This is a genomic window from Streptomyces sp. NBC_00154 (genome assembly GCF_026342835.1).
GTDB lineage: Bacteria > Actinomycetota > Actinomycetes > Streptomycetales > Streptomycetaceae > Streptomyces.
The window spans coordinates 1,675,258-1,701,097 of the sequence record NZ_JAPEMI010000002.1; the positions used below are offsets into that span (position 1 = coordinate 1,675,258).

At 67.8% G+C, this 25,840-nt stretch carries 20 protein-coding genes and 6 pseudogenes; 17 read left to right on the top strand and 9 right to left on the bottom strand.

From position 1 onward, the window contains the following. The first annotated feature begins 13 nt into the window (after window positions 1-13). Both OHA03_RS44375 and OHA03_RS44380 read left to right on the top strand, forming a co-directional pair. Window positions 14-682: a nitroreductase gene (locus OHA03_RS44375; protein WP_267009688.1), complete on the top strand. Its 669-nt coding sequence runs from the start codon at window positions 14-16 to the stop codon at window positions 680-682. A 99-nt stretch (window positions 683-781) separates the two neighbouring features. Further along, a pseudogene (locus OHA03_RS44380) lies at window positions 782-1,080 on the top strand (SDR family oxidoreductase); the annotation flags it as partial. A gap of 506 nt (window positions 1,081-1,586) precedes the next feature. On the opposite strand, the gene OHA03_RS44385 reads toward OHA03_RS44380, so the two are convergent. Continuing rightward, on the bottom strand, window positions 1,587-2,711 hold the full coding sequence (locus OHA03_RS44385; protein WP_267009561.1) for a phosphatidylinositol-specific phospholipase C1-like protein: 1,125 nt from the start codon (window positions 2,709-2,711) through the stop codon (window positions 1,587-1,589). A gap of 463 nt (window positions 2,712-3,174) precedes the next feature. Here OHA03_RS44385 and OHA03_RS44390 point away from each other — a divergent pair, with 463 nt between their 5' ends. The 6 genes and pseudogenes from OHA03_RS44390 (at window position 3,175) to OHA03_RS44415 (ending at window position 10,058) form a co-directional block, all read left to right on the top strand. Further along, window positions 3,175-3,999: an endonuclease/exonuclease/phosphatase family protein gene (locus OHA03_RS44390; RefSeq protein ID WP_267009562.1), complete on the top strand. Its 825-nt coding sequence runs from the start codon at window positions 3,175-3,177 to the stop codon at window positions 3,997-3,999. Window positions 4,000-4,196: 197 nt separating this feature from the next. Then, window positions 4,197-5,150 carry a phosphotransferase enzyme family protein gene (locus OHA03_RS44395; protein WP_267009563.1) on the top strand — a complete coding sequence of 318 codons (954 nt, stop codon included), beginning with the start codon at window positions 4,197-4,199 and terminating at the stop codon, window positions 5,148-5,150. 747 nt (window positions 5,151-5,897) lie between these two features. Further along, the gene (locus OHA03_RS44400; protein ID WP_267009689.1) at window positions 5,898-7,526 is read left to right on the top strand and encodes a transposase; all 1,629 of its coding nucleotides are present in this window, start codon (window positions 5,898-5,900) and stop codon (window positions 7,524-7,526) included. Window positions 7,527-7,752: 226 nt separating this feature from the next. Beyond that, window positions 7,753-9,150 (top strand): IS1380 family transposase, encoded by a 1,398-nt coding sequence (locus OHA03_RS44405; RefSeq protein ID WP_267009564.1) that lies wholly within the window; start codon window positions 7,753-7,755, stop codon window positions 9,148-9,150. A 222-nt stretch (window positions 9,151-9,372) separates the two neighbouring features. Beyond that, window positions 9,373-9,696 (top strand): annotated as a pseudogene (locus OHA03_RS44410) (nitronate monooxygenase); the annotation flags it as partial. A gap of 218 nt (window positions 9,697-9,914) precedes the next feature. After that, window positions 9,915-10,058, top strand: coding sequence for a hypothetical protein (locus OHA03_RS44415; protein WP_267009704.1), 144 nt, complete (start codon window positions 9,915-9,917; stop codon window positions 10,056-10,058). 451 nt (window positions 10,059-10,509) lie between these two features. Here the strand turns inward: OHA03_RS44415 and OHA03_RS44420 are convergent, their stop codons facing one another. Beyond that, window positions 10,510-11,310, bottom strand: a complete 801-nt coding sequence (locus OHA03_RS44420) for an IclR family transcriptional regulator (protein ID WP_267009565.1) — start codon at window positions 11,308-11,310, stop codon at window positions 10,510-10,512. A gap of 111 nt (window positions 11,311-11,421) precedes the next feature. Between OHA03_RS44420 and OHA03_RS44425 the strand changes: the two genes are divergently transcribed. From OHA03_RS44425 to OHA03_RS44445, 5 genes and pseudogenes are all read left to right on the top strand, one after another. Next, window positions 11,422-12,387, top strand: coding sequence for a 5-dehydro-4-deoxyglucarate dehydratase (locus tag OHA03_RS44425; RefSeq protein ID WP_267009566.1), 966 nt, complete (start codon window positions 11,422-11,424; stop codon window positions 12,385-12,387). Then, the gene (locus OHA03_RS44430; RefSeq protein WP_267009567.1) at window positions 12,384-13,679 is read left to right on the top strand and encodes a glucarate dehydratase family protein; all 1,296 of its coding nucleotides are present in this window, start codon (window positions 12,384-12,386) and stop codon (window positions 13,677-13,679) included. Before OHA03_RS44425 ends, OHA03_RS44430 begins: the two co-directional genes overlap by 4 nt. 187 nt (window positions 13,680-13,866) lie before the next feature. Continuing rightward, complete coding sequence (locus OHA03_RS44435) at window positions 13,867-15,192, top strand: MFS transporter (RefSeq protein WP_267009690.1); 1,326 nt, start codon at window positions 13,867-13,869, stop codon at window positions 15,190-15,192. A gap of 91 nt (window positions 15,193-15,283) precedes the next feature. After that, window positions 15,284-15,528 (top strand): annotated as a pseudogene (locus OHA03_RS44440) (sugar kinase); the annotation flags it as partial. A gap of 153 nt (window positions 15,529-15,681) precedes the next feature. Further along, entirely contained in the window at window positions 15,682-16,155 is a 474-nt protein-coding gene (locus OHA03_RS44445) for a carboxymuconolactone decarboxylase family protein (RefSeq protein ID WP_267009691.1), read from the top strand. Between the two features lie 451 nt (window positions 16,156-16,606). On the opposite strand, the gene OHA03_RS44450 is transcribed toward OHA03_RS44445, so the two are convergent. Next, window positions 16,607-16,972 (bottom strand): hypothetical protein, encoded by a 366-nt coding sequence (locus OHA03_RS44450; protein WP_267009568.1) that lies wholly within the window; start codon window positions 16,970-16,972, stop codon window positions 16,607-16,609. A gap of 1 nt (window position 16,973) precedes the next feature. Beyond that, window positions 16,974-17,459 (bottom strand): TetR/AcrR family transcriptional regulator, encoded by a 486-nt coding sequence (locus OHA03_RS44455; RefSeq protein WP_267009569.1) that lies wholly within the window; start codon window positions 17,457-17,459, stop codon window positions 16,974-16,976. 372 nt (window positions 17,460-17,831) lie between these two features. On the opposite strand from OHA03_RS44455, the pseudogene istA reads away from it, so the two are divergent. Both istA and istB read left to right on the top strand, forming a co-directional pair. Beyond that, window positions 17,832-19,486: pseudogene (gene istA / locus OHA03_RS44460) on the top strand (IS21 family transposase). After that, complete coding sequence (gene istB / locus OHA03_RS44465) at window positions 19,483-20,298, top strand: IS21-like element helper ATPase IstB (protein ID WP_323181396.1); 816 nt, start codon at window positions 19,483-19,485, stop codon at window positions 20,296-20,298. Before istA ends, istB begins: the two are co-directional and overlap by 4 nt. Window positions 20,299-20,351: 53 nt before the next feature. Here istB and OHA03_RS44470 read toward each other — a convergent pair whose 3' ends face one another. From OHA03_RS44470 to OHA03_RS44485, 4 genes are all read right to left on the bottom strand, one after another. Continuing rightward, complete coding sequence (locus OHA03_RS44470; RefSeq protein ID WP_267009570.1) at window positions 20,352-20,768, bottom strand: tautomerase family protein; 417 nt, start codon at window positions 20,766-20,768, stop codon at window positions 20,352-20,354. 423 nt (window positions 20,769-21,191) lie between these two features. Next, window positions 21,192-21,341 (bottom strand): hypothetical protein, encoded by a 150-nt coding sequence (locus tag OHA03_RS44475; protein WP_267009571.1) that lies wholly within the window; start codon window positions 21,339-21,341, stop codon window positions 21,192-21,194. Then, window positions 21,323-21,826, bottom strand: a complete 504-nt coding sequence (locus OHA03_RS44480; protein WP_267009572.1) for a hypothetical protein — start codon at window positions 21,824-21,826, stop codon at window positions 21,323-21,325. Before OHA03_RS44480 ends, OHA03_RS44475 begins: the two co-directional genes overlap by 19 nt. 498 nt (window positions 21,827-22,324) lie before the next feature. Next, window positions 22,325-22,804 carry a Rieske (2Fe-2S) protein gene (locus OHA03_RS44485; protein ID WP_267009573.1) on the bottom strand — a complete coding sequence of 160 codons (480 nt, stop codon included), beginning with the start codon at window positions 22,802-22,804 and terminating at the stop codon, window positions 22,325-22,327. Between the two features lie 114 nt (window positions 22,805-22,918). Between OHA03_RS44485 and OHA03_RS44490 the strand changes: the two are divergent. Beyond that, window positions 22,919-23,791 (top strand): annotated as a pseudogene (locus OHA03_RS44490) (RNA-guided endonuclease InsQ/TnpB family protein); the annotation flags it as partial. 419 nt (window positions 23,792-24,210) lie between these two features. Here OHA03_RS44490 and OHA03_RS44495 read toward each other — a convergent pair. After that, on the bottom strand, window positions 24,211-25,254 hold the full coding sequence (locus tag OHA03_RS44495) for a sodium-dependent transporter (protein WP_267009574.1): 1,044 nt from the start codon (window positions 25,252-25,254) through the stop codon (window positions 24,211-24,213). A 306-nt stretch (window positions 25,255-25,560) separates the two neighbouring features. Here OHA03_RS44495 and OHA03_RS44500 point away from each other — a divergent pair. Continuing rightward, a pseudogene (locus OHA03_RS44500) lies at window positions 25,561-25,803 on the top strand (polysaccharide deacetylase family protein); the annotation flags it as partial. Window positions 25,804-25,840 lie beyond the last annotated feature (37 nt).

Genomic DNA, 25,840 nt, shown 5'->3' on the forward strand with positions numbered 1-25,840 from the left:
GGGATACGCAGCCATGGACGTCTATGAGGCGGTCACGAGTCGGCGGGCGGTGCGCGGATTCACCGACCGGCCTGTCCCGAAGGAGGCGCTGGAGCGTGTGCTGTCCGCCGCGGCTTGGGCGCCGTCCGCATCGAACCTCCAGCCGTGGCGCGCCTACGTCCTGACCGGCGCGCCGCTGGCCGAACTCAAGAAGCGCGCCGGCGAGCGCATAGCCGCGGGCGACCCCTGGGACGAGCCGGAGTACGAGCAGTACCCGCCCGCACTGAAGTCCCCGTACTGCGAACGCCGATTCGCCTTCGGTGAGCAGCGCTACGGCGCACTCGGCATTCCGCGCGAGGATGTGGAGGCGCGCCAGAGGGCCGCTTCCGCGAACTGGGACTGTTTCGGCGCGCCCGCCGCCCTGTTCTGCTATATCGACCGCGACCTGGGCCCGGCCCAATGGTCCGATGTCGGCATGTATCTGCAGACTGTCATGCTGCTGCTTCGCGCCGAAGGGCTGCACAGTTGCGCGCAGATGGCATGGGCGAAGTATCGCAAGACCGTCGCGGAGGTACTGTCACCCCCGGACGAGCTCATCCTCTTCTGTGGCATGTCCATCGGGTTCGAGGATGTCACGGTGGGTTACGCCCGTACGGGACGGGCGCCGCTCGACGAGACGGTCACGTTCGTCGATGGTTACTGAAGCCGCCCGCCCTCGGCCGATCAAGGCACCGCTTCTTGCCACGCCCCCATAGGGGTTCATATCAAATATTTCGGACACACTCCCGACGAAAGGCATCTCATGAAGTTCGCAGTCATCGGCGGTACCGGGCTGGTCGGATCGCAGGTCGTCAAGAATCTGATTGCCGCCGGGCACGAGGCGGCATCGCACTCGCAGTCCACCGGAGTCGACGTCTCAGCGGGCAGGGACTGGACGAGGCGGTGGCGGGTGCCGATGTCGTCGTCAATCTGACGAATTCGCCGACCTTCGACGAAGCCTCCCCGGCGTTCTTCCAGGCCTCAATGGACAACCTTCTGGCCGCGGCCAGGCAGGGCAGCGTCGGCCACTTCGTCATCCTCTCGATCGTCGGCGCGGACCGGCCCGCGCCCAGTGGGCGCGGGCCGGGCCGCATCCCACGGCGGCGTATCTGCCGCGGGCCGTTCAGGCTCTGGACTTCTTCCAACGCCCCTCGCTACCTGCCGCATCTGGCGACAACCCACCGTTCCTGGGCGGTGAGCAGGAGTGAGTCCTGACTCACCGGCACGCCCCGAACGGTGTTGGGCGCACTGGTCCTCCGCTTTCGCGTCCCGGTCGGCGACGCATATCCCGTATGCGGTCCGTCCCGGGCGGGCGGAATCCCTACGATCTGGCCATATGGGTGTGGCCAGAGGCGACGGGGAGGCCCCGCACCATCTCGCTGGTGACACGGGGGCCCCGACCGCTGACGCCACACCCGGCGTCCCAGATCGCACCGAGCACGCTACGCACATCCCGCCAGCCATGCCCACGGACCGTCGCACCGTTCACTCAATCGTGCCCATGTTCGCCAAAGCAGCTTGTGTGCCCAGCAGTTGCGAACCCCCGGGCAACCCCAACGTGCGGGCCGTCAGTCTTCGACGGTATGGCAGGACCTCGGTGCATCAACAGGGTTGCACCTGGCGGGCCCGCCGTCCGGGAGCTGTGCGACGTAGTCGCTGCCGTAGCGGGCGGCGAGCCCGGGCACCGGGAAGTCGGTGCTGACGATCTGCGCACCGCTGGCCAGCGCGGCCTCGAGCTGCCTGGTGTCACCAGTCCTGGCCGCACCGAACGGAACGTCGCTGCGCGTCCGGACGAGGTACCCCTTGCGCACCCAGTCCTGGATCTTCACGGTGTTCGCGCCGGTTGGGTCGTTCTCCTCAAGGAATGCGGCGTCAGCGCGGCCAGGAGCGGAGTCGGTGAACAGCACACGGCCTTCGAGATTCGGCCGGCCGCTGAGGTACGGCGCCTGCAGCTTGGCGTCCTTGTTGTCCATCAGGAACACGAACTTTCCGCGCGCCTGTGCCAGGCTCGGCCAGCCGTGGCGCAGTACGGACTCCTCGAGCGTCAAGCCCCGGTGGCGAATCGTGTCCGGCGTGATGAGCTCGTCCGCGTCGAACACCGAGCGGATCTCGGTGTCGAGCCGGTCGAACTGCTTCACATCCCAAGGCGGGCTTTTCGGGCCCCCGAGTTGCTCCATTTTCGGGTCCGTCGCCTTGAGCTCGAGCAGGATCGGGATCGGCACATGGTTCGGATTCGCGTCCGACCACGTCTTCACCTGCCGCAGGCACTTCACCAGCGTCGAACACGTCGTGTTGTAGTCGTGGTCGGCCCAGTGCATGACCTTGAGGCCGGGTCCCGCGAGGTCGGGGTCGTCGAGCGGAGGGAGCCCTGCCTTCTGCCGGATCAGCGGGTTGGTGTACAGCCCACCCCGGTCACTGTCGGGCATCACGTCGAGTTCGAGCTGGCGCACCGGCTGCTGGTCGAGTTGCACCGGCAGCGAAGCGTGCGAGTACCACAGATTGTCGGGGTCGGATTCGCCCTGAATCTTCTTCTCAGCGAAGGACACTTCGCGGTGGTAGCTGTTGTGCGTACCCAGCATTTGGATCTGGTTCATCCGGACCGGGGCGTGGTCGTTGGCGTCCGCGGCAGAAGTAAGCGTGCCAAGGCCGAGGGCAACTGCCGCACTGATGAGTGCAAATTGACGTATACGCATGACCCCCACCCTCGCCGGTGCTCATGGTCATCAAACGAAGACCGACCAACCTCACAGGGAATGCCTCCCCAACAACTCCGCGGTCCCGACGAGGTGTTGTGCCCGGCGGCCGTCGTGCACGTGCGGTCGCCATCAGTGGAAATGAGGGTCATTCTCGGGGGCGGCCCGTGCAACCGTGGCCTCTCCGTGTGGACTTGCCCGCACGAGCGACATTCCCGGCACTGCAGAGTCGGTCCATCACGCGGAGGCAGCCCGCTGTCATCGGCCAGTGGCCGAACCCGGTAGCGCCACGGTCGGGCGGGCGCGCACAACCGGACGGCGCCGGCGTCCCGTCAGGCCCCGGCTGCGCGTCTGGTGCCCAACATTGGGACGGGACCAACTCTTGACCCTCCGGCCACGAATCCGCCAAGGGGCCGGATCATGATCGTGATCGTCTTGATACCTGTCGCAGGAGGACCACACCATGCTGCGCCGTACCTTGTCCGCACTCGCCGTCGTCTCCGTGCTCGCCACCACGGGGATCGCCCAGGCCTCGGCCGCCGAAGGCACCGGTGCCCGCGTGCTGGACGTGATGACGTTCAACATCCACCACGCCCAGGGCACCGATGATGTACTCGACCTCCAGCGGATCGCCGACGTCGTCAAGGAAAGCGGCGCCGACGTGGTCGGGCTGCAGGAGGTCGACAACCACTACTCCGGGCGCAGCAATTGGGCCGACCAGCCCGCCGAGCTGGCCGCCATGCTGGGATACCACGTGGTGTTCGGCGCCAACATCGACAACAACCCACCGACACCCGGCGGGCACCGGATCCAGTACGGCACCGCGATCCTCTCCCGGTACCCCATCACCGAATGGGACAACACCTGGCTGTACAAGTCGCCCGGTCAGGAGCAACGCGGGCTGCTGCACGCCACGCTCGACGTCCGCGGGAAGGCCGTGCACTTCTACTGCACCCACCTTGCCGCCAGCTCGCAGACCGACCGTCTCCACCAGGCCCCGCAGCTCGTCGACCTGATAGGTGACACCGATCCGTCGATCCTCGTGGGCGACTTCAATGCGGTCCCGTCCGCGCCCGAGTCCCAGCCATTGCAGACCAGCTACACCGACGCATGGACAAAGGCCGGTCACGGGGACGGGATGACCTTTCCCGCCGAGGGCCCGACCGAGCGGATCGACGACATCTACACCACGGACGAGGTCAAGCCGGTGGTCACCCGCGTCCTGCACGCCGACCCCACGGCTTCGGACCACCTCCCGGTCATCGGCCGGGTGGTCGTCGCCCCCTGACGAGGCTTCCAGTCGGGTTCGAGGCGACCCGGGGCTTCAGAGGAGTGAGGGGTCGCTTCGAGGGTGCGTGGCACGTCGCCCGGGCTGGGGCGGGCCGTGGCGCGCAGGGATCGCAGTATCACGCTGTTTGTGGACTACATGGAGGGCGCCGCCGAGCGAAACCTGATGGTCAGGCCGGGCGAGGCTCTGGAATGCTGATGGCCGTGATCGACAAGCCCCCCATCGACGAACGGTCATGGGCCGAAGAAGTGGCCCAGGCGTGGGGCCTGGACGGTGTTGAACTCGTGTTCCTGCCGATCGGTTTGGACGGGCAGGCGTGGGCGTACCGGATCAACACCACTGGTGGTGATGGCTACTTCCTGAAAGTGCGGCGCGGGGAGTTCGCGTCGGCGGCCGTGTCGTTGCCGCAATATCTGCGCGAGCAGGGCCTGACCCACGTGGTGGCACCGATCAGCACGCGGTCCGGCGAAGCGGGTCATGCCATGGGTGACTATCGCATGCTCCTGTATCCGTTTCACGCCGGCGGGAACCTGTGGAGCCGCGGCCTGACCGACCGACAGTGGATCGAGTACGGGGAGTTCCTGGGCAAGCTGCACAGCACTGTGCCCAGCCCACGGATCGAGTCGGTCCTGCCCGCGGAGAGCTATGCGACGACCGCACCGGCTAGGGTGTACGCACGTACCGCCGAGGCAGCGGTGAGTAACGTGCTCGGCGCCTTCTGGCGGCGGTATGGTGCCGCGGTCACAAGGCTGTGCGAGACGGTCTGCGAGCTCACCGCCAAGGTCGGGGCCGGTCCGCATGTCATCTGCCATGCCGACGTCCATCCGGGCAACCTGATCGCCGACGGTAATGGCCCTCTACATGTCGTCGACTGGGATGCACCGATCATGGCGCCGCGCGAGCGCGACCTGATGTTCGTCCTTGGACAGGGCTTCGGTGACCATCCGGTCAAGCCCCGCCGGGAGGCGCTTTTTCGTCAGGGTTACGGGCCGCTCCAGGTCAACGAGGAGCTTCTGTCGTTCTATGGTCAGGAGCGCAATCTGGATGACATCGCCGACTTTCTCAGTCGCATCCTCGATCCCCGGACGAGCCCCGAAGCCCGGGCGAACGATCTGCATTGGCTGACCCGTAATGCCGAGATGCTCACGTAGACACCTGCTTCGGCCAGGTCGTGCGCGGTACCCACCGGAAGCGGGTTCTGATGCGTGGAGCCTGCTGCCTTCGGACTTCCCGTCGGCGTCGGCCGTGAAGTACTACTTCGATGAACAGGACGCCAGCGGTGATCCGGCCGATCCTGAAGCCCAAGACTCGGATGAGGGGCTCGCGGAACACGATGCGCGAGGCAACTGCGATCAGAACGAAGCTGGGTGACTGTGCGCAGCGTGTTCATCTTCTTCTTCAACGCCAACGCGGTGGGCTATCGCGGACGACTGACGCAGGGCTGACTGCGGGAGGTGGGCTGCCGCAGGGAATCCGCCGGTGCCGGAGCGGTGAGGTCGGGTGCGGTCTTCAGCCGTGCGTTGTCACGGCAAGTTCAGGGTGCGCTGTGCGACAGGGCGTCCTGGATCATGCCCGCAGAGGGCCGGGAGGGGCGATGATGTCAGCCATGGCATTGTCGACGGCGTTCACGAAGTTGTTCGGTGTGCAGCATCCGATTACGTTGGCGCCCATGGGCGGGGCGGCCGGTGGCGAGCTGGCGGCGGTCTCCCGCGGCGGTGGGTTGGGGTTGTGAGCTGCTGTCGGTTTGCTGAGCTGAAGTGAGTAGTGGTGAGCGGGAGTGAGTTCTGCCGGTGGGTTCGCGGGGGTGGGAACGGGGGTTCTGGAGCCGAATGGGTGACCTTGGCGGCTGATGTTCGTTGACCGGGTGGCGGGTGACCGGCCTTGAGGGGGGTGATGTGGTGGGTGGTTTACGGGAGCTGACGGCCTCGTTCGTGGTGTCCGGGCCTTGCGGGGTGGCGGTCCGGGACCGCCTCAAACACCTCACGTTCCAGGACGAGAGGGTGTTGCGTGCGGTCGGTGCGCAGCAGGGTGCGCTTGCTTCCCGTGATCTCAAGGCCCGCTGTGCGGATGGTCTGGAGCACGGTGCGGACACCTGGGCGTCGCGTAAGCGGGAGCTGACCGGGGTGTCGTCGTCGCGGATCGCGGGTGCGATCACGAAGGCCACTCACGATCAGTGGGCGCTGGCTCGCCGTTGCCAGGCGGCGTATATCCGGAATCTGGATGCCGGGATCAGGACGTTGCGGCACCGGCTGTCCCTCCCGCTCGGGGAGAAGGGCACCAGGCGCGTTGCGGGTGGTTACCGGTCGAAGAGCGAGTGGTTCCGCAAGTCCCGCCGCCTCGCGATGCTGGAGGCGCGGCACGCCGCTGCTGTTGCCGAGTGGCAGGCCGGGCGGGTGCGGGTGGTGCGGGGTGGCAAGCGTCTCCTGAACACCCGCCACCACCTCACCGAGGCCCGTCTCACCGAGGAGCAGTGGCGGGAACGGTGGGAGGCGGAACGCTGGTTCCTCGCTGCCGATGGTGAGTCGGGGAAGCGGTTCGGGAACGAGACGATCCGCGTCACCCCGGACGGCGAAGTGTCCATCAAGCTGCCCGTCCCGCTTGCGCACCTGGCCAACACCCGGCACGGCCGGTACATCCTCACCGCCCGTATCGGGTTCGCGCACCGGGGCGTGGAGTGGGGCGACCGCGTCACCGCGAACCGGGCCGTCGCCTACCGCATCCACCTCGACGTGGACCGTGGCCACTGGTACCTCACCGCATCCTGGCAACGCCCTGTCGTCAAGACGGTCCCGCTCGCCACCGCTCGAGCCCGGGGCATGGTCGGCGTCGACACCAACGCCGACCACTTCGCCGCCTACCACCTCGACCGGCACGGCAACCCCATCGGCGGGCCGCACCGCTTCCCCTACGACTTGTCCGGTTCGGCCAGCCGCCGAGACGCACAGATCCGACATGCGCTGACCCGGTTGATCAACTGGACGGTGCGGGTCGGTGTCACCGCGATTGGCATCGAAGACCTCGACTTCACCACCGAGAAGACCCGCGAGAAGCACGGCCGCCGCAAGCGGTTCCGGCAGCTCATCTCCGGCATCCCCACCGGGAAACTCAAGGCCCGGCTGGTCTCGATGGCCGCCGAACAGGGTCTTGCGATTGTCGCGGTCGACCCTGCCTACACCAGCCTGTGGGGAGCCCAGCACTGGCAGAAACCACTGACCTCCCCACGCCGAAAGATGTCCCGTCACGATGCCGCGGGCATCGCGATCGGGAGACGCGCCCTCGGCCACCCGGTCCGGCGTCGGACGGCACCGCCCCCACACGACCGGAGTGATCGTGCGGGGCATCGGACCGCCCAGGCCGGACCAGGTGACCGGGGGCGTGAGGGAACCCGCCCACCCACCACGGACCGGCTCCCCGGAGGGCCGTCGCCGAGCGGGAAGCGAAAGCGGGGGACCAGTGCATCCAACACCGTTCGGGATGCGCCCAGTACGCAGCAGTGGGTCCAGGACTCACTCATGCACACTGGCTAGGAACGGTTGCTGGGCGGCGGGTACGGGGAAGACCGGGATTGGCTGGCCCGTGAGCTGCCGATCGTTGCCGGAGGCGGGCGGCCGTGGGGAGTTGGTTTCCTTAGCCTCGATCCACCGGGTGATGGTTCGTCCAGGGCCTGGACATGAAAGTGGAGATGCACTCTGACCTGGGAAAATAGGAGTTCTCTAGGCTTCTACTCAACCAGTTCGGAGGTGCATCTCCGGGATGCATTCTTCCACGCCGCCACGTGCGGTGTCCGCTGTGTTCGATGACCCGAACCTGGTTGCGCATGCCGGGCTGGTTCCGGTGATGCGGCTGGCCGAACGGTGTTGGCTGTCGGACCTGGTGACGCAGAAGGTGAAGCTCACCGGGACGACGAACGGCGCGGGGGCTGCGGCGGACTCCAAGATCAGCAGCATCGTGGCCGGCATGGCGGCGGGCGCGGACAGTATCGACGACCTCCGCGTGCTGCGGCACGGGGCGATGCCGACGCTGTTCGGCGGTATTCGCGCCCCGTCCACGCTGGGCACCTTCCTTCGCGCGTTCACCCACGGTCACGCCCTCCAACTCCATGCTGCGCACCGCAGATTCCTGGCCGCGCTGGCCGCGCACACTCCACTGCTGCCCGGCTCTGGAGAGAAGGCGTTCATCGATGTCGATTCCACCCACAAACGCGTCTACGGCCGGACCAAGCAGGGCGCCGAGTACGGCCGGTTCAAGGGCATCCGCACCCTGCACCCCCTCCTCGCCACGGTCTGCACCCCGCACGCACGGCCGGTGATCGCCGGGGTGCGGATGCGACGCGGCAAAGCAGCAGACGCCCGAGGCGCCTCGAAATTCGTGAGCGAGGCCCTGGCCACCGCCGTCGAGGCCGGCTGCACTGGCCTGCGCATCCTGCGGGCCGACTCGCAGTTCTACAACGCCGGGGTAATCGCCGCCTGCCACCGGGCCGGAGCCCACTTCTCGATCACCACCGGGATGAACCCCTCCATCAAGCGGGCCGTCCTCGGCATCCCCAACGACGCCTGGCAGCAGATCAGTTACCCGACCGCGGTGCCCGACCCCGAGACCGGTGAACTCATCTCGGACGCCGAAGTGGCCGAGATACCCGAATACACCGCGTTCGCGAGCCGAAAGAAAGCGGAGCGGGTCACCGCGCGGCTGATCGTGCGTCGGGTCCGTGACCTGGCCAAACCCGCAGTCGTGGGCGAGCAGGGCGAGTTGTTTCCCGTCCGGCGCTACCACCCCTTCTTCACCGATCAGCCTGCCGCAACGCTGCGGGCCGAGCGGGAACACCGCCACCATGCGGTGGTCGAGCAGGTCATCGCGGACAGCAAGGCCGGTGCCCTGGCCCATCTGCCGTCCGGGCACTTCCACGCCAACGCGGCCTGGCTGACCCTGTGGGCGATGACCTACAACCTGCTGCGGGCCGCAGGTTCCCTGGCCTCCGCGTTCCATACCAAGGCCACCACCGCCACCCTCCGCAGCCACCTGGTCCAGGTCCCGGCCCGGATCGCGCGATCCGCGCGACGCATCACCCTGCACCTGCCACACAACTGGCTCTGGGAGCAAGCCTGGACACACCTCTTCGACACCGTCCACGACCCACCCGCACCGGCCTGATCCCTCTGACCACCCCGCCCGCCAGGGCCCGACCGGAACCGAACCCGTGGAAAAGCTGGGCAGACCAGCAGAAACAACCTGCCCATCCACGACCACCGACCGAAACCAGCTCACAAAACGATCAAGAGATCATCTTCAGAGCACGTCGGTGGATCGAGGCTTAGCTGGGCGGCCGGTGTCAGCGCGGTCGAGCACGCGCTGGAGTACGGCCCGGGGGCTGTGATGCTGTCCTTCGGAGATCCGAGCCCTTTCGTTGAACGGATCCGCGCAGCTGGTGCGGCGGTGATCGTTCAGGTCACCGATCTGGAGGAGGCCCAGAGGGCGGTGGATCTGGGGGCCGATGTCATCGTGGCGCAGGGGAGCGAGGGCGGCGGGCACGGGGCCCGGCGCGGGAGGGCCACGTTGCCGTTCGTGCCCGTCGTGGTGGACTTGGCGGCACCGGTGCCGGTGCTGGCGGCCGGTGGGATCGCTGACGGTCGTGGCGTGGCCGCCGCCTTGGCGCTGGGGGCCGCAGGGGCGCTTATCGGCACCCGATTCCAGGCCACGGCCGAAGCGCTGGTCGATCCCTCGATCGCCGAGGCGATCGTCCACGGGCGCGGGGAGGATACGGAACGCAGCGGCGTCCTTGACATCGCCAGGGGGCCCGATGGCAGACGGCGAAGTACACGGCTCGGACCCTCGGCCATCCTTACCTCGACCGCTGGCGGGGCCGGGAGGCGGAACTTGCCGAGGATTCCCAGGCTCGCCATGCCTACCAGGTCGATGTGGCACGAGGCGATGTGCCACCGCTGCCGGTGTGGGCCGGCGAGGGTGTCGACCTCATCGACGACCTGCCACCCGCAGCCGATCTCGTCGCCGCACTTGCCGCCCAGGCCGACAACGCCCTGGCCCGAGCAGGAAGGTACTGACAGGAGGACCCTGAAGCACTCTCTCCGGGTCGCTTCCGTAATTGGCCGCCCGTGGGGAACTCTTAGCGGCGGCTCAGTGGTCAGGGGGTTGTGAGCTGCTGTTGGTTGGCTCCGCACCGCCCGCAAGGTTCGCGGCGCCGGGACCACGGCGAGCGGGGGCTTCCACGTCCGGCCCGGGCCGCGGTCGGCGGGCACCGGCACCTCGAGTTCCTCGCGCAGCGTGGGCACGAGGACGAAGCGCGGGGGTGGTACTTCATAGCGGTCGTCTCGCCCCTGGTGCGGCAGGAGCTGCCGCCGGGGGCGTCACGGCACGCCTGCATGATCTGCCCGCGCTCGCGGTGGCAGATGTCGCGGGCGAGCCTGTGGCGGGACTCCTGCACGGGAATCCTGAAGATCCTTTCCCAGCGGCTCAACTCGATATGGCAGCCTCAGGGCGCTCCCCGGGACGGGGTCAGCGCCAGTGCGGAGCGCCCGCTCCGCCTGGCGTCGTCGCCTCGATCTTTGTGCGGATTTCGCGCATGACCCTGATGATCTGGGACTCGTGGGCGGGGGTGAGCCGGGCCACGGGGACCGAGCAGCTGATGGCGTCCTGGGCGGGGGCGTCGTAACGGAGGGCGAAGCCGAAGCCGATGATGCCGAGGACGCCTTCCTCGCGGTCGATGGAGTAGCCGCGGGCGCGGGTTGCCTCGAGGTCGGCTGCCAGGGTGTCGCGGTCTGTGTGGGTGTTGGGTGTGGCCGGCGTGTACGGGCCCTCGGGGAGCGTGGAGTCCGGGCGTTCGGCCAGGAGTGCCTTGCCCAGCGCGCCCGCGTGGGCCGGGAGGCGGCGGCCGACCCGGCTGATCGTGCGTAGGTACTCGTGTGATTCGCGTGTTGCCAGGTACGCCACGTCTCCGCCGTCGAGGCGGCCCATGTGGATCGTCTCGCCGAGTGCCTCCGACGCCTCGTCGAGATACGGGCGTACGGCCCGGACGCGGGGGTCGGAGTCCAGGTAGCTCGTGCCCGTGAGCAGGGCGTGGATCCCGATGCCGTAGAGGGAGCCTGTCATGTCCGTGCGGACCCAGCCCCGGCTTATCAGGGTCTGGAGCAGGGCGTACATCGAGCTGCGGGGGACCTGGAGTTCGGCCGCGAGTTCCTGGAGTCGGGCGGGGCGATCGCCGCGCTCCGCCAGTACCTCCAGCAGCTCGACGGTGCGCGCGGCGGACTTCACCTCGCGCACTCCACGCTCCTCGTCCGTGTTCATGGGGTCCGGCATGTGCTGATCGTAAGCGAGGGCCACCGAACCATTGACGGTCCGTGTTTGCGTATCTAACCTTCATCTTCATACGTAGATGATGTCTACATACGGAGATGGGGTTCGGCAGGAATGAGCACGGACACGGAAACGGAGGCCGTCGTCGGGCGGCTGCGGAGCGGGATGGCGAACGGCGTGCTGTCGTTCCCGCTCACCAGCTTCCACGACGACGGCTCCCTCGACCTGGATGGATTCCGTGCGTACGTGGCTGCACAGATCGACGCCGGCCCCGGCGCCGTCTTTCCCGCCTGCGGCACGGGGGAGTTCTTCTCCCTGGACGAGGACGAGTACCGGGACGTCGTCACCGCCGCGGTGGAAGCGGCGGCGGGGAGGGTGCCCGTCGTGGCCGGCGTCGGGTACGGATGGGCCCAGGCCGCCAGGTTCGCGCGGATCGCCGAGGAGGCCGGGGCCGATGCTCTGCTCGTGCTGCCGCACTACCTCGTCGCCGCGCCGCAGGACGGACTCGTCGCGCAGCTGGAGCACCTGGCGGCGCGGACCCCACTGCCGCTCATCGCGTACCAGCGCGATCAAGTCACCTTCAACGTAGAGTCGTTGATGCGGATTGCCCGGATTCCCGGGGTCATCGGGCTCAAGGACGGGCACAGTGACCTCGACCGGCTGCAGCGCCTCACACTCGCCGCGCCCGACGGTTTCCTGTTCTTCAACGGGGCTGCCACCGCGGAGATCCAGGCCCGCGCGTACACCACGGTCGGAGTGCCTGCGTATTCGTCGGCCGTCCACGCCTTCGCACCCGAGATCGCCGATGCCTTCTTCGAGGCCCGTAGGCGGGGCGACGACGGTGTGATGGATCGGCTGCTGCGGGAGTTCTACATCCCGCTCGTCGAACTCCGGGACCGGCAGCCCGGATACGCCGTCTCCCTCGTGAAGGCCGCTGCCCGGCTGCGCGGGCGTCCCGTCGGGCCCGTACGCGCCCCGCTCATCGATCCCTCGGCCACCGACCTCGCCGACCTGGAACGCCTGCTTGCCGTCGGCCTCGACCTCGTGTCCGCCCTCACCCCCGTAGGAGCCGCCCGGTGACTCGCGATCTGACCATCACCGAGGTTCGGCTGACCCCGATCCTGGTCGCCGACCCGCCGCTGCTCAACACCCAGGGCGTGCACCAGCCGTACACGCCGCGACTGATCGTGGAGGTCGTCACGGCGGGTGGCGTGACGGGGGTGGGGGAGACATACGGCGACAGCAAGTATCTGGAGCTCGCCCGGCCCTTCGCCGACAAGCTCGTCGGGCGTCAAGTCTCCGATCTCAATGCGCTGTTCGTCGTGGCGGACGAGGTTTCCGTCGATCGGGGACGGGTCGAGAACCAGGTCGACGTGGGTGGGCTGCGGGGGGTGCAGACCGCCGACAAGTTGCGGTTGTCTGTGGTGTCCGGCTTCGAGGTCGCCTGTCTTGATGCGCTCGGTAAGGCGCTCGGGCTGCCCGTGCACGCGCTGCTCGGTGGCAAGCTGCGGGACGCGGTGGAGTACAGCGCCTATCTCTTCTACAAGTGGGCCGACCACCCGGCGGGGGTCGCCTCCGAGAAGGACGACTGGGGGGCCGCCGTCGATCCGGCCGGCGTCGTTGAGCAGGCACGGAAGTTCACCGAGCGGTACGGGTTCACCTCGTTCAAGCTCAAGGGTGGTGTCTTCGCACCGGAAGAGGAGATCGCCGCCGTACGGGCGCTCGCCGAGGCCTTTCCCGGGCATCCTTTGCGGCTCGACCCCAACGGGGCCTGGTCCGTGGAGACGTCGCTGAAGGTCGCTCAGGAACTGGGCGACGTACTCGAATATCTGGAGGACCCGGCGCTCGGTACGCCGGCCATGGCTGAGGTCGCCGCGAAGACGGACGTGCCGCTCGCCACCAACATGTGCGTGACCACCTTCGCCGAGATCCAGGAGGCTTTCACCCAGGGGGCCGTACAGGTCGTACTGTCCGACCACCACTACTGGGGCGGGCTGCGCAACACCCGTGAACTTGCCGCCATGTGCCGCACGTTCGGCGTCGGGGTTTCGATGCACTCCAACACCCATCTGGGAATCAGCCTTGCCGCGATGACTCATGTCGCGTCGACCGTGCCGAACCTCCACCACGCCTGTGACTCCCACTACCCCTGGCAGTCCGAGGACGTGCTCACCGAACGCCTCACCTTCGAAGACGGGTCGGTCAAGGTGTCCGACGCGCCCGGTCTCGGCGTCGAACTCGACCGCGACAAGCTGGCGTTCCTGCACCAGCGGTGGCTCGACGACGACGGCCGCCTGCGGGACCGCGACGACGCGGCCGCGATGCGGATCGCCGACCCGGAGTGGGTCACGCCGACCGTACCTCGCTGGTAACTCCCACCGCGGGACCGGAAGTGCGTGCGACCCGGTCCCGCTCACCCCTCTCTCCCCTCCCTGCCCACGATCGGAGCCGCTCGTGTCCGCAGTACCACCAGCACAAGTCCCCGCTGTTGAGCACCCGCCCGCCGTTCAGTCCGCCATCCGTAAGATCTTCCGGCGCGTCGTCCCCCTCTTCTTCGTGATGTTCGTCGCGAACTACATGGACCGCGTGAATCTCGGCTTCGCCCAGGACCAACTCCGCGCGGACGTCGGGCTGTCCGCCGCAGCGTTCGGGCTCGGCGCCGGGATCTTCTTCATCGCGTACGCCATTTTCGAAGTGCCCTCCAACATGATGATGGAGCGCTTCGGAGCGAAGATCTGGCTCACTCGGATCATGATCACCTGGGGCCTCGTGGCCACCGCGATGGCCTTCGTGTCGAGTGCGGAGATGTTCTACGCGCTGCGATTCCTGCTCGGAGTCGCGGAGGCCGGGTTCTTCCCGGCCGTCATCTACTACTTCTCACGTTGGCTGCCGGACTCCCACCGAGGGCGGGCCACGTCCATATTCTTGATGGGCTCGGGCACGGCGACCGTCATCGTCGGGCCGATCTCCGGTGCGCTGCTCGAAATGCACGGCCTGTGGGGGCACTCCGGCTGGCAGTGGATGTTCTTCATCGAGGGCGTCTTCTCGGTGGTGCTGGGATTTGTCGTCTACCGGTTCCTCGACTCCGGTATCGAGCAGGCCACGTGGCTGACGGACGAGGAGAAGCGCGGGCTCGTCGCCGTCATCGACGCCGAGCAGGCGGAGCGCGCCGGGGAGCGCGCGACCACGCAGGTGTCGCGGTGGAAGCTGCTCGCCGACCCGCAGATGCTGCTGTTCCTGTGGATCTACTTCGCTATCAACGTCGCCCTGTACGCGGTGACGTTCTGGCTGCCGTCGATCGTGGACGACATCGGCGGGCTGAGCGAGTTCCAGGTCGGGTTGCTGACGGCGGTGCCGTGGCTGTGCGCGATCGTCGCCGTGTACGTGAGCGGGCGGATCTCGGACCGCATCGGCAAGAGGCGTCCGATCCTGGTGACTCTGCTGGTCATCGGCGGCTGCGGCACCCTGCTCGCCGTGTTCGTGTCGCCGTGGGTCGGGCTTGGCGCTCTGTGTATCGCCGCCGTCGGTTTCAAGCCCGCCTCGCCGATCTTCTGGACGATCCCCCAGAGCTACCTCGACGCACGGGCTGCGGCGCCGGGCATCGCGCTCATCAACTCCATCGGCAACCTCGGTGGCTTCGTCGCGCCGACGGCCTTCGGACTGATCGAGGACGCGACGGGTTCGACCAAGGGTGGACTGGCGGGCCTGACGGTCGTCGGTTTCCTGGCCGCGCTGAGCGTTCTGCTGGTGCGGGGCGGCGGCCGTAATGACCGGATTCGCACGAAGCCCGGGACAGCCCCTGTGGCCACGGCGCCGGAGGCCACCCCGGGCACGGCGCAGACCGTGGACTCCGGACCAGCGGGAACGGTTCCGGCAGGGGCCTGACGTGACGGGCGGCGCGGGCGGGCGGGAACGCCCGCCGCCCGTCACGGGGCGTGGTGCACACGGACTTGAATCCGCCCACGCCAGGGAGCGAATGGTGATCGCGTCCACCGGAGAGGGACCGTACTGCCCAACCCAGACCGACCCACTCGAAGGACTGGGCACTCCACAGGACCCGCCCTGGGACGTCTAGCTCACGGGCACCGTCTCGACATCATCATCAGCGGGCTCGACTCCGCCCCGGTGCGCGGGACCGAGTCCTGGGCACGCGGGATGGGGTCGAGCACCCGTTGTGTGGCGAACATGACGACGGCGTCGACCCGTCTCGGGCTCAGGACCTTCCCCCGCGACGGCCCGACCACTACGCCGTCCTGGATGGTCCCTGCCGGGGCGGGGGAGGGGAGACGCAGGTCACATTCGTCCATGTCACAACTTGCTGGAGCCGTTCCGTCCAAGAGGTGCCGCCACCAACAACGACAACGGGAGTGCACCATGGAAGCTCGGTTGAACCTCTTCGCCAGCCCGGTCGCAGCCAAGTTCGGGAAGCACATCGTTGCTGCGGGCAAGGCGCTCGCGGACTCGACCCTGCCGGTCGCGACACAGGAACTGGTGAAGCTCCGCGCCAGCCAGATCAATGGCTGCGGCTTCTGCACCGACATGCACACCAAGGACGCCGCGCACGCCGGGGAGACCTCGACGCGTCTCAACCTGGTCGCGGCCTGGCGCGAGGCCACGGTGTTCACGGACGCCGAGCGCGCCGCCCTGGAGTTGACGGAGCAGGGCACCCGCATCGCCGACGCAGCCGGCGGCGTCACGGACGAAGCCTGGGCGACCGCCGCCAAGCACTACGACGAGGAACAACTCGCCACCCTGGTGTGCACCATCGCCCTCATCAACGCCTTCAACCGCGGGAACGTCATCGTCCAGCAGCCTGCCGGCGGCTACCAGCCCGGCCAGTTCGCATAACCAAGTCCCTGGCCGGGACCGCCGGTGCCCCGCACCTGCAGCAGCACACGCCCCCCGGGCGCCCTCGTCGGGGCCCGGGGGCGTTGACCTGGTCCCGCCCGGCAGTCCGACCGACCCAGCGAGTCGGCCTGGCCAAGACGTTCGTTTCCGTTGGATGGGGCTCCCGCAGATGCACCAGTGCTCACTGCCGGTCTCCCAACCTCGCCTGTTATGCGAACGCGCTGGTCACAGCCAGCAAGCGCGGCTGACCCCACCGTGATGATTGGCGGTGCGACCTTGCGGACCAGGCGGCCGAGCTGGGAAGCCAAGGAGTGCCTGCGCCACGGCCAGGCGCAGCAGTTCCGCGGCCGACAGCTTCGGCGGTCGGACGGATCCGGCGACAAGGCGGCACATGGTCGTCGATGAACACGTACAGGGCAGCCAGAATAGCGTCCAAGCCGGACGCCATGCTTCAGCCCCGGGCGATGGACTGTTCGATGAGGGCCACGGTGGCGCGGGGATCGTCGACCTCGATGACGAGGCGGTCGTAGCTTTCGGCGTCGGCGAGTTCAATGACGACCGCCTTGTCCGGGTTCTTGACGTCCCAGAAGAGGCGCTCACCGTTGTGGAGGAAGCGGCCGGCCGTGATCACACCGGGGAGGTTGGTGCCACCGACGCGGATGCCTTTCCGTTCGCGGGTGATGCCGGGGTCGTGGGTGGCGCCACGCACGTGGGCGAGGGGGATTTCCAGGCGGCTCTTGAGGCTCCAGAGCTTGTCGAGACCCTGGATTTCGGCGGTCAGCAGGCCGCGTTCACGGTCGATGGAGATCAGGGCCATGTCAGTACTCCTTGGGGGCGGTGGGTTGGGCGCGCAGGCGCAGGCGGGCACCGAGGACGGTGGAGGCGAGTTGAGGGGCGGCCTCACCGTGAGAGGGGCGCAGGGCGTCCTCCAGCGCAGCGAAGCCTTCCGCGACCAGCGCGGCAACCTCCGGATCGTGGGGGGCGCGTTCGGCGGCGGCGAGGAGGAGGAGTCCGGCCGCTGGGCCGTTGTCGTACGAGGCGATGGCTGTTGTCAGTGCCTGCGCGGGGTCGGTGAGGGTGGCGACGGCGGCGGCGGCGGGGTGGATCTCGTGGTCGAGGTGGTTGCGGAGGGCGGTCAGATGCAGGTTCCGTTTGGAGCCGAAGACTTTGTAGAGACTGCCTCGGTGGATGCCGGTGGCTGTGACCAGGTCGTCCACCGAGGTGCCCTCGTAGCCGTGGGCGGCGAAGAGAGTGGCCGCGGTACTGACGGCCTGATCGGTGTCAAAGGTGCGTGGTCGTCCCATGGGTATGACCGTATGTGATTTAAGAACGTCCAGTCAAGAACGAGTGTTCTTTTATGGGAGGTGCTGGAGGCCTGGGGCGGCGGACGCTTCTCAGGGGGCATCCCATCGACTACTGGCCCCAACCGGGCCTCCCTTGTCTCAACGTGCAGTTGCGGCAGCATCCTTCGGGAGCGGGCATGTCCACGAATAGCTGTGCGAGTTGGTGCGACGGCGCTCGGCCAGGCTGGCTTTGTCGGTGAGAGTCGAGGCCAGCTGTTGGTGGGTTCTGACTCCAGTGCTGTCGGTGGAGCGTTGATGTCGGTGAGTTTTGACTCCACCGGGGGGCTTGTGGTGGGAGTATCGGGGTGCATCGGCTAGCGCTGGGTGGCTCAAGTGGCCGTTTCGAAGGTCGAGTTGTACGCGGCGATACGCCATGACGCTCGGGTCGAAGGGCTGTCCAGCAGGGCTTTGTCGGCCAAGTACGGGGTGGGCCGCCGGACGGTTGCGATGGCCCTGGAGTCGGCGTGGCCGGCGCCGCGCAAGCAGCTTCCGCCCCGAGCCTCGCGCCTGGATGCGTTCAAGGCGACGATCGACCAGATCCTGCGGGACGACCTGGACGCGCCGCGCAAGCAGCGGCACACCGTCAAACGGGTCTTCGACCGCCTGATCGATGAGCACGACGCCCGGGGCGTGACCTACTCGATGGTCCGCGCCTACATCTTCCAGCGGCGCCCGGAGATCCGCATCGAGGAGGGCAGGGGCCACCGCAGGCGTTCGTGCCGCAGACCCACCGACCCGGCGATGAGGCGGAGGTCGACTTCGGGGACGTCTGGATCCACCTGAACGGCGTTTCAACCAAGGTGTTCCTGTTCTCGCTGCGCCTTTCGTTCAGCGGGAAAGCCGTGCACAAGATCTTCGCTTCGTGCGGGCAGGAAGCGTTCCTCGAAGGCCATGTCCACGCACTGGAGGTGCTGGGCGGCGTGCCACGCGGCAAGGTCCGCTACGACAATCTGCGCGCCGCAGTCAGCCAGGTGCTGGGCCGCACCCGGGGCCGGGTGGAAAGCGACCGCTGGACGGCGTTCCGCTCGCACTTCTCCATCGAGAGTTTCTACTGCAATCCCGGCATCGAGGGCGCCCACGAGAAGGGCGGCGTCGAGGGGCAGATCGGCTGGTTCCGCAGGAACCATTTTGTCCCCGTCCCGAAGGTCGCCTCGCTGGCCGAGTTGAACGCGATGGTCGAGCGCTGGGACGAGGAGGACGACGCCCGCCGGATCATGCAGCGGGCGCTGACCATCGGTGAGATGTTCGCCGTCGAGCGCCCGCTGCTGGTCCCGCTGCCCGAGGAGGACTTCGAGACCGGACTGGTGTCCTCACTGCGGGTGGACCGCTACGGCCAGGTCAGCGTGCGCACCAACCACTACTCGGTGCCGGTGCGGCTGATCGGCCGGAGGGTGCGGGTCGTGCTGCACGCCTCGGAGCTTGTGGTCTACGACGCGCACAGGGAAGTCGCCCGGCACGAGCGGCTGATCGCCAAGGGCGGCTCCCGCCTGGAGCTGGACCACTACCTGGAGGCCCTGGTCCGCAAACCCGGCGCGCTGCCCGGCGCGACCGCGCTGGACCAGGCCAGATCTGCGGGCAAGTTCACCCCGGTCCACGACGCCTGGTGGCAGGCGGCCTGCAAGGCCCACGGCGACGCGGAAGGCACCCGGGCGCTGATCGCGGTCCTGCTGCTGCACCGGCACATGGTCCATGAGCATGTGGTGGCCGGGATCGCGACCGCGCTGCGAGCCGGCGCACTGACCGCCGACGCGGTTGCCCTGGAGGCCCGCAAGTGGGGCGAGGCCGACCAGGGCCAACAGCCGGCCGACCAGGACATCCCGCGGCGCCGAAGGGACGGCGGGGCGACAGTGACTTCGCTGACCGAGCGGCGCCTGGCCGCGCTGCCGCCCGATCCCAGGCCACTGCCGTCGGTGGCCGCCTACGACCAGCTGCTGCGATTCCGCCGGCGTCCCGCCGACGGCCAGGCATACCAGGAAGAGGCACCGTGACCGCCAAGCGCAACCGCGGACTGACCGAACAGGCCGCCGACACCGCAGTGGACCAGGCGTGCCGGATGCTCCGGCTGCCCACCATTCGCTCCCAGTACCCCGAGCTGGCCGAAGCCGCGCTCCGCGACCAGATGACGTATCGCGGGTTCCTGGCCGAACTGCTGCTGTCCGAATGCGACGACCGGGCCCGCCGCCGCTCCGAGCGCCGTATCAAGGCGGCTGGCTTTCCGCGCGAGAAATCGATCCGGCAGTTCGACTTCGACGCCAACCCCGTCATCGACCCGGCCGTCATCCACGCCCTGGCCTCATGTGACTGGGTCAAGAAGGGCCTGCCGCTGTGCCTGATCGGCGACAGCGGAACCGGCAAGTCCCACCTGCTCATCGTGTTGGGCACCGAGGCGGCGATGCACGAGTACCGGGTGAAGTACGTGCTGGCCACCAAGCTCGTCAACGAGCTCGTGGAGGCGGCCGACGAGAAGCTGCTGGCCAAGACCATCGCCCGTTACGGCCGCGTCGACCTTCTCTGTATTGACGAGCTCGGCTATATGGAGCTTGATCGTCGCGGGGCGGAGCTGTTGTTCCAGGTATTGACGGAGCGTGAGGAAAAGAATTCTGTGGCGATCGCCTCCAACGAATCCTTCGGAGGATGGACGAAGACGTTCACCGATCCCAGGCTCTGCGCCGCGATCGTGGACCGGTTGACGTTCGGCGGCAACATCATCGAGACCGGCACCGAATCCTACCGGCTGGCCGCCACCCGCGCCCGCGCCGAGCAGCAAGCCGCAGCTGGCCGAGCCATTGGCCCCACCTGAGCCACCAAACGAAACCGCAAGTTCGACCTCAGTAGTTGTCTCGCCGGTCGCTGCTAGACCGAGTTGGGGTCGAGACGATTAGTCGGCACCCCGTTGTTATAAGTAGCTACACCGTTACCCATCGACCAGTCCGCTTGGGCGACTGTGAACAGGTTGAAGAAGACGTCCTCCCGCCGTAGGTGCAGCTTCTCGTGCAGTTCGTCTACGACAGCCTTGTAGAACTCGGCCTTTTGCTCAGGGCTCGCGACGTCAAGGAAATCAAGCTGGATAAAAACGCAGTTCTCGGACCGGTAGATGCCGAGGTAGTCGGGGTCGTAGAGGAAGTTCTCGATTTTGTGTTCGGTGATGACCTGGAAGCGATCTTCGGGCACACCCAGATGCTCGATCATCTTGTCGTACACGACGTTCGCAATGGTCTGGCGGTATTCTACCGACTTCCCCTCTACGAGGTCGATCCGTGCGAGTGGCATGACAAACGTCCTTCCTTTGCGCAGAGGGGCGCGGCACCGTCTCTACGATGCGATCATAATCACGGTCCCACGTTTTTCTAGCACCACAGCCGGGTGTGTCCAGCTATCGGTGCAACTCGGGCGGTGTGAGTTATCGAGGTTGAACTCGTGATGTTGTAGCGGGCCGACGGTTCGCGGCCCGTGGGGTGTTGGGGAAGCATGCGGCACGCACAGCATGGCGAGTTGATCACTGAACGGCAGCGTGTGCGTGATGAGTTATGGCCCCTGGCGGCCGAGGGGTTCGGCGGGAGCTGAGGCGAGGTGGTGACCGCCAGGGATCTGCGGTGGGTGTGTGGTCGGTCCAGAGGCCTTGAGTATTGCTCTGGAGTCACTTCTCGCCTACAGATCTTGGCTGTGAGATGCCCGGGCGGAGTCAGAACTGACCTACACATGGAGTCGGGTGTCACCGACAAAGCCAGCCAGGCCGAGCGCGAGGACGAGACAGCCCGCCCCCGCGCCGATTACCAGGGCGAAGCCCAGCTCGACCCGGGTGAGGCCGGCGAGATGGACTGCGGTCAGGCTGGAGCCGACCACCGTCTGCGACGAGGGCAGGTCTGTGACGCGGGCGCTCGGGCCCAGAACTCGCTTCGCCTTCGCGGCGGCCTGGCGCTGGCCGGTGCCCCGGTGTCAACCAGCAGCGTTCCGGGGGCATCGCTGCCCGTCGTACGCGCGATGTACGAGGCGTTCGCGACCAGGAAGCGGTCCTTCGGAGCGGTCGGGAACTCCTTGACGACGCCCTCGAAGCGGAACGGAACCGTACGCAACTGCCCCGTCAGGACATCGGTCAACCGTAGCCGCACCTTGTCTCCCGGCTGCAGCACGAAGTCGTGCGCGGTCTCGGCGCTGACCAACAGCCCGTCCGGGCGCGCACTGAGGCGGTCCACCAGCGACCGGACCGTACCACCGGAGAAGTAGCCGTTCTGGAGCCGGCCCGCCCCCACGATGCTCGTGGGCCGCACCCCGTAGAGGTCCTGCAGATCCGCGCCCACATAGGCAAACCGGTGCTGAAGCGGCTCCACATGCCGCACCCCCGGCACGGCCGCCAGCTTCGCCGTGTCCGACGCCCGTGAGCACCGGCCGGGTCACGGTGACATCGGCCCCGTTGGTCAGCACGACATCAACCTTGGCCTGTTGCTGGTGGATGGAGTTGAAGACCCCGGTCGACACAGCGAACGCACAGGCCAACGCCAGCAGCACCACGGAGCGGACCACGGTGCCGCGCTGCCGCGACAGGGCCGCGGTGACCGTGCCGGACAGGGCGCCTGCCACCGGTCGGAATAGCCATGCGAGCACCGGCCGACCCGGCGCAGAGCTAGAGCGTGTTGCAGGAGGAAGATCGATCCAGCAGCCTTCGACGGCTGCGCGGGATTCATCTGGCCGGAGCTTCTCGACCGATGGCTCTACTGAGACAGACCACTGCATCGACCTCTGCGGGCGTCACTCATCGTGATATCGGGCAGCGACAACGAAGCAGTACGCGATACGGAGACATGCGAGCTCGCCAGTCCCAAGACCCGTCATCCGAGCCGAATGGTGTCACCGGTGACGGTGATCCGTTCGGCAGCCAGCGGCTGCGGCGCGGGGCCGGCCACGACCGCAGCGTCTGTGATGCGGTACCGACTGCCGTGGCAGGGGCAGTTGATGGTGCCATCGCTGACCGAGACGACGATGCACCCCTTATGGGTGCAGACGGCGGAGAAACCCTTGAACTCGCCCTCCTTGGGCTGGGTCACCACGACCTCCTGCTCCTCGAAGACCTTGCCCCCTCCGACCGGAATGTCTGAAGCCTTGCCGAGAACCTCGCCTCCCGGCACGGAACCATCGGCGCTCGCTGCACCTGCCCCGGTGCTCGGCTTCGCGGCCCGGGAGGTCTCCGGTGCCGCGGCCGTACTCCTGTCTCCGTCCCCGTCCTCGTCCCCGGACGAGCCGCAAGCGGTCACCAGCCCCGCGGCGCCCGCCGCGCCTGCCGTGAGGACCGTCCTTCGCCGTGCATGCATGACTTGCTCCCTGCCTGGTGGCCACAACACCGGGAACCGTCCGCTCCCGGCACAGGCATCGTCACCCCGCGGACCCCGAGGTCCTATCAACCTGGCGGCAAGCTCGCCCGAGTGGTTGAGTTTCCGAGGGACGGGGACGGCTGCCGTTGGGATTCCACTCCGCATGATCCGGTTACCCGCGTCCGGCTCCAGGGCGTCGGGCACGTCAAGGTCAACCAGCACCGAGCCGTGATCGGCAAGGTCAAGACGATCTCAGTGAAGCGTGAAGGCCGGAAGTGGTTCGTCGTGCTCACCGCCGAGCAGGACCGGCCCGAGCCGCTTCCCGCGACCGGCAGCGTCGTCGGTATCGACTTGGGCATAGCCAACTTCCTCGCCGACTCGGGCGGCGGCTTCGTCCAGAATCCCCGCCACGGCCGGTGTGCTGCTGACAAGCTCGAAGCCGCCCAGCGGGCGCTGTGCCGGTTCCCTCGTGTCCGCCGGGACAAGCGCACGCGCAACCATCAGCGCGCGGTGGAGAAGGTCGCCAGCCTGCACGGCAAGGTGCGTCGCCAACGGCTCGACCACGCGCACAAGACCGCGCTCGGCCTGGTCCGTGAGCACGACTTCATCGCGCACGAAGACCTCAAGATCCGCAACATGAGCAAGACTCCCGCGCCGAAGCCGGACCCCGACCAGGCCGGCGTGTTCCTGTCCAACGGGGCCGCAGCCAAGGCCGGGCTGAACCGCTCGATAGCTGACGCCGGTTGGGGGGTGTTCCTGACGATCCTGACGAGCAAGGCTGAGAGTGCCGGCCGGGAGGTGATCGCTGTGGACCCCCGCAACACCTCCAGGCGGTGCCCCGCATGCGGGCTCACCGCGAAGGAGAACCGGCCCACCCAGGAGAAGTTCCACTGCGTAGGCTGCGGCCACCTCGCGCACGCTGACACGGTGGGAGCCATCAACGTTCTACGGGCCGGGCTGGCCCGTCGCGAGGCCAAACCGGCTTAGCGAGAAGCCCCGTCATTTATGGCGAGGAGGAGTCACGAGCGACAAGGTCAGGCTCACCCCGATGTTGACCTGTCGAGAACCAAGCTGTCGACCGCGGACCTGCGGGGCCTGGGCGCTCAGGTGGGCGAAGCTCTGTGCGTGATCGACCGGGAGCAAGGAGGCTCCGATGCTTTCGCAGCCCAGAACATCGAGCTTCTGTCGCTACTGACGGCTGAGGATCTACGGGCCGCTCGGGCGGCCGATCGGTAGGCCATGTCCGCTTGCCACCCTGGCGCGGCGGCCGAAGCACCCCCGGGCGGGAGATCTTGACGACGCGCTCGCCCACGACCTCGCTGCCTCCCTCGGTAGACGTCCCCGCCGGCCCGCGGCGCGCCGACGGTGTTCTCGCTACTGCCCGTGCGCGGGGAACGGACCGGCCCTCAGGACGACGCCGGGCAGGGCAGGCTCTGAGGACGCGCCGTCCGTACTACCCGGTTCGCGGCCGTCTTCTGTAACAGCCCGTACGCCAGCACGGGCAGTAGCAGATACGGTTTGTCCGGCAGGGCCGTGGTGATCAGCACCGCACTGGCGCTGCTGTTGTTCATGCCGCACGCGAGCGTGAGGGACGTGGCGGCGGGCGCGTCCAGACGCAGGACGCGTGCCGCCATCCGGCCCACCGCGAAAGAGAGCGCGCAGACGAGTGCCGCCACAACCAATGCCGCGGCGAATAGCAGTAGCCGAGGGTGGGTCACGAAGGAGCCGAGGGCGCCGCTGGCATTCGTATACGTCAGAACCAGTGAGGCCGCCATGGCCACCGGCACAACGACGTGCAGCGCATGCTCAAGTCCGCGTTCGGGCAGCAGTAGCCGGGCCACGATGCCCGCTACGCACGGCATCACCACGCCAGTGAGCGCGAAACCTCCGTTCATGGTGGGCCCGGCGGCACCCAGCACGTTCGCGTAGCCGGTGCTGAGCAGCGGCGCAAGCACACTCACGACGGCCGGGACAGTGAGCGGGCTGACCAGGGTGGAAGCGATCACGAGGCCCACCATGGTCGGTTGGTCGCCGTGGCCCTCGCTGGTCCACACCGTCGCCCCGGCCGCCACAGGCATCGCTACGATCAGGATCATCGCCGTGATCAGTCCACTGCCGCCGTCCGTGTCGGGCGAGCACCGCAGCAGGAACGCCACCAGCGGGATGATCACTATCGGCGCCGCAACGTGCAGAGCCAGCCCCGCCAACAGGGCCCAGGGGCGCCGCAGCAACTGTCCCAGCGCGTGCACAGGGACCTGGAGCCCTGCCGAGAAGAGCAACAGGGAAAGCAGCAGTGAGGCGGCATGCAGGGTCAGGTCGATGCGGGGCAGCGTGTGCGGGTGACGTAACCACAAGCCCGGGCCGGGCAGCAGCAGGGCGGCGAGGTACGAGACCGCGACGGCCCTACCGAGTCGTCGCCGCAGCCAGTCCATCGCGCCGTCGGTGTGCATGGCAGCATGATCCTCGTGTGGGGCCGGCAGGGCAGGTGATGCCACGCGGCAGTCAGGATGCGTTCAGGTTCCCGGTGGCACGGTCGGGCCTTGTGACCTATGAGAGGTCTGAGAAGCGAGACTCCAGAACTCCGCCTAAACCCGACCCTGGCCCTCGACTGCACTGGAACAAGGTGCCCGGCATTCGTGGTGGCCGCGTGTCGTCTTGCTCGTCGGTGTCTTTGGGTGGGGTGAAGCCGCCGGCGATTCTCACGTAACAGTCGTCAACCCAGCGGCCGACGCACCGACGGTGGGCGTCCGCCCGGGATAAATGTCGCCCCGGTGCTGTGGACCTGCTGGGGCGAGGACTGGCGGGCCAGGGCCACACCCGACAGTGTCCACCGCACCGTCACGGCCGGCCTGGACGGCGGTGGCACGATCCTGCTTCACGACTCCGACTGCACCTCGACCTCCGGTTCCTGGCGCACCACCCTTGGCGCACTGCCCCGCCTGCTGGACACCTGCGAGCAACGCGGCCTGCGCGTCGGACCATTGCGGGACCACGGGATGTGAGCGCGGAGCACGTGCCGGCGCTGCGGGAACTGTT

Coding starts and splice junctions, on each gene's coding strand:
- OHA03_RS44375 (WP_267009688.1), top strand. CDS start 14: ATGGACGTCTATGAGGCGGTCACGAGTCGGCGGGCGGTGCGCGGATTC.
- OHA03_RS44470 (WP_267009570.1), bottom strand. CDS start 20,768: ATGCCACTCGCACGGATCGACCTCGTAGAGGGGAAGTCGGTAGAATAC.
- OHA03_RS44485 (WP_267009573.1), bottom strand. CDS start 22,804: ATGCATGCACGGCGAAGGACGGTCCTCACGGCAGGCGCGGCGGGCGCC.
- OHA03_RS44385 (WP_267009561.1), bottom strand. CDS start 2,711: ATGCGTATACGTCAATTTGCACTCATCAGTGCGGCAGTTGCCCTCGGC.
- OHA03_RS44395 (WP_267009563.1), top strand. CDS start 4,197: ATGGCCGTGATCGACAAGCCCCCCATCGACGAACGGTCATGGGCCGAA.
- OHA03_RS44425 (WP_267009566.1), top strand. CDS start 11,422: ATGAGCACGGACACGGAAACGGAGGCCGTCGTCGGGCGGCTGCGGAGC.
- OHA03_RS44455 (WP_267009569.1), bottom strand. CDS start 17,459: ATGGGACGACCACGCACCTTTGACACCGATCAGGCCGTCAGTACCGCG.
- OHA03_RS44420 (WP_267009565.1), bottom strand. CDS start 11,310: ATGCCGGACCCCATGAACACGGACGAGGAGCGTGGAGTGCGCGAGGTG.
- OHA03_RS44445 (WP_267009691.1), top strand. CDS start 15,682: ATGGAAGCTCGGTTGAACCTCTTCGCCAGCCCGGTCGCAGCCAAGTTC.
- OHA03_RS44435 (WP_267009690.1), top strand. CDS start 13,867: ATGTTCGTCGCGAACTACATGGACCGCGTGAATCTCGGCTTCGCCCAG.
- OHA03_RS44495 (WP_267009574.1), bottom strand. CDS start 25,254: ATGCACACCGACGGCGCGATGGACTGGCTGCGGCGACGACTCGGTAGG.
- OHA03_RS44390 (WP_267009562.1), top strand. CDS start 3,175: ATGCTGCGCCGTACCTTGTCCGCACTCGCCGTCGTCTCCGTGCTCGCC.
- OHA03_RS44405 (WP_267009564.1), top strand. CDS start 7,753: ATGCATTCTTCCACGCCGCCACGTGCGGTGTCCGCTGTGTTCGATGAC.
- OHA03_RS44450 (WP_267009568.1), bottom strand. CDS start 16,972: ATGGCCCTGATCTCCATCGACCGTGAACGCGGCCTGCTGACCGCCGAA.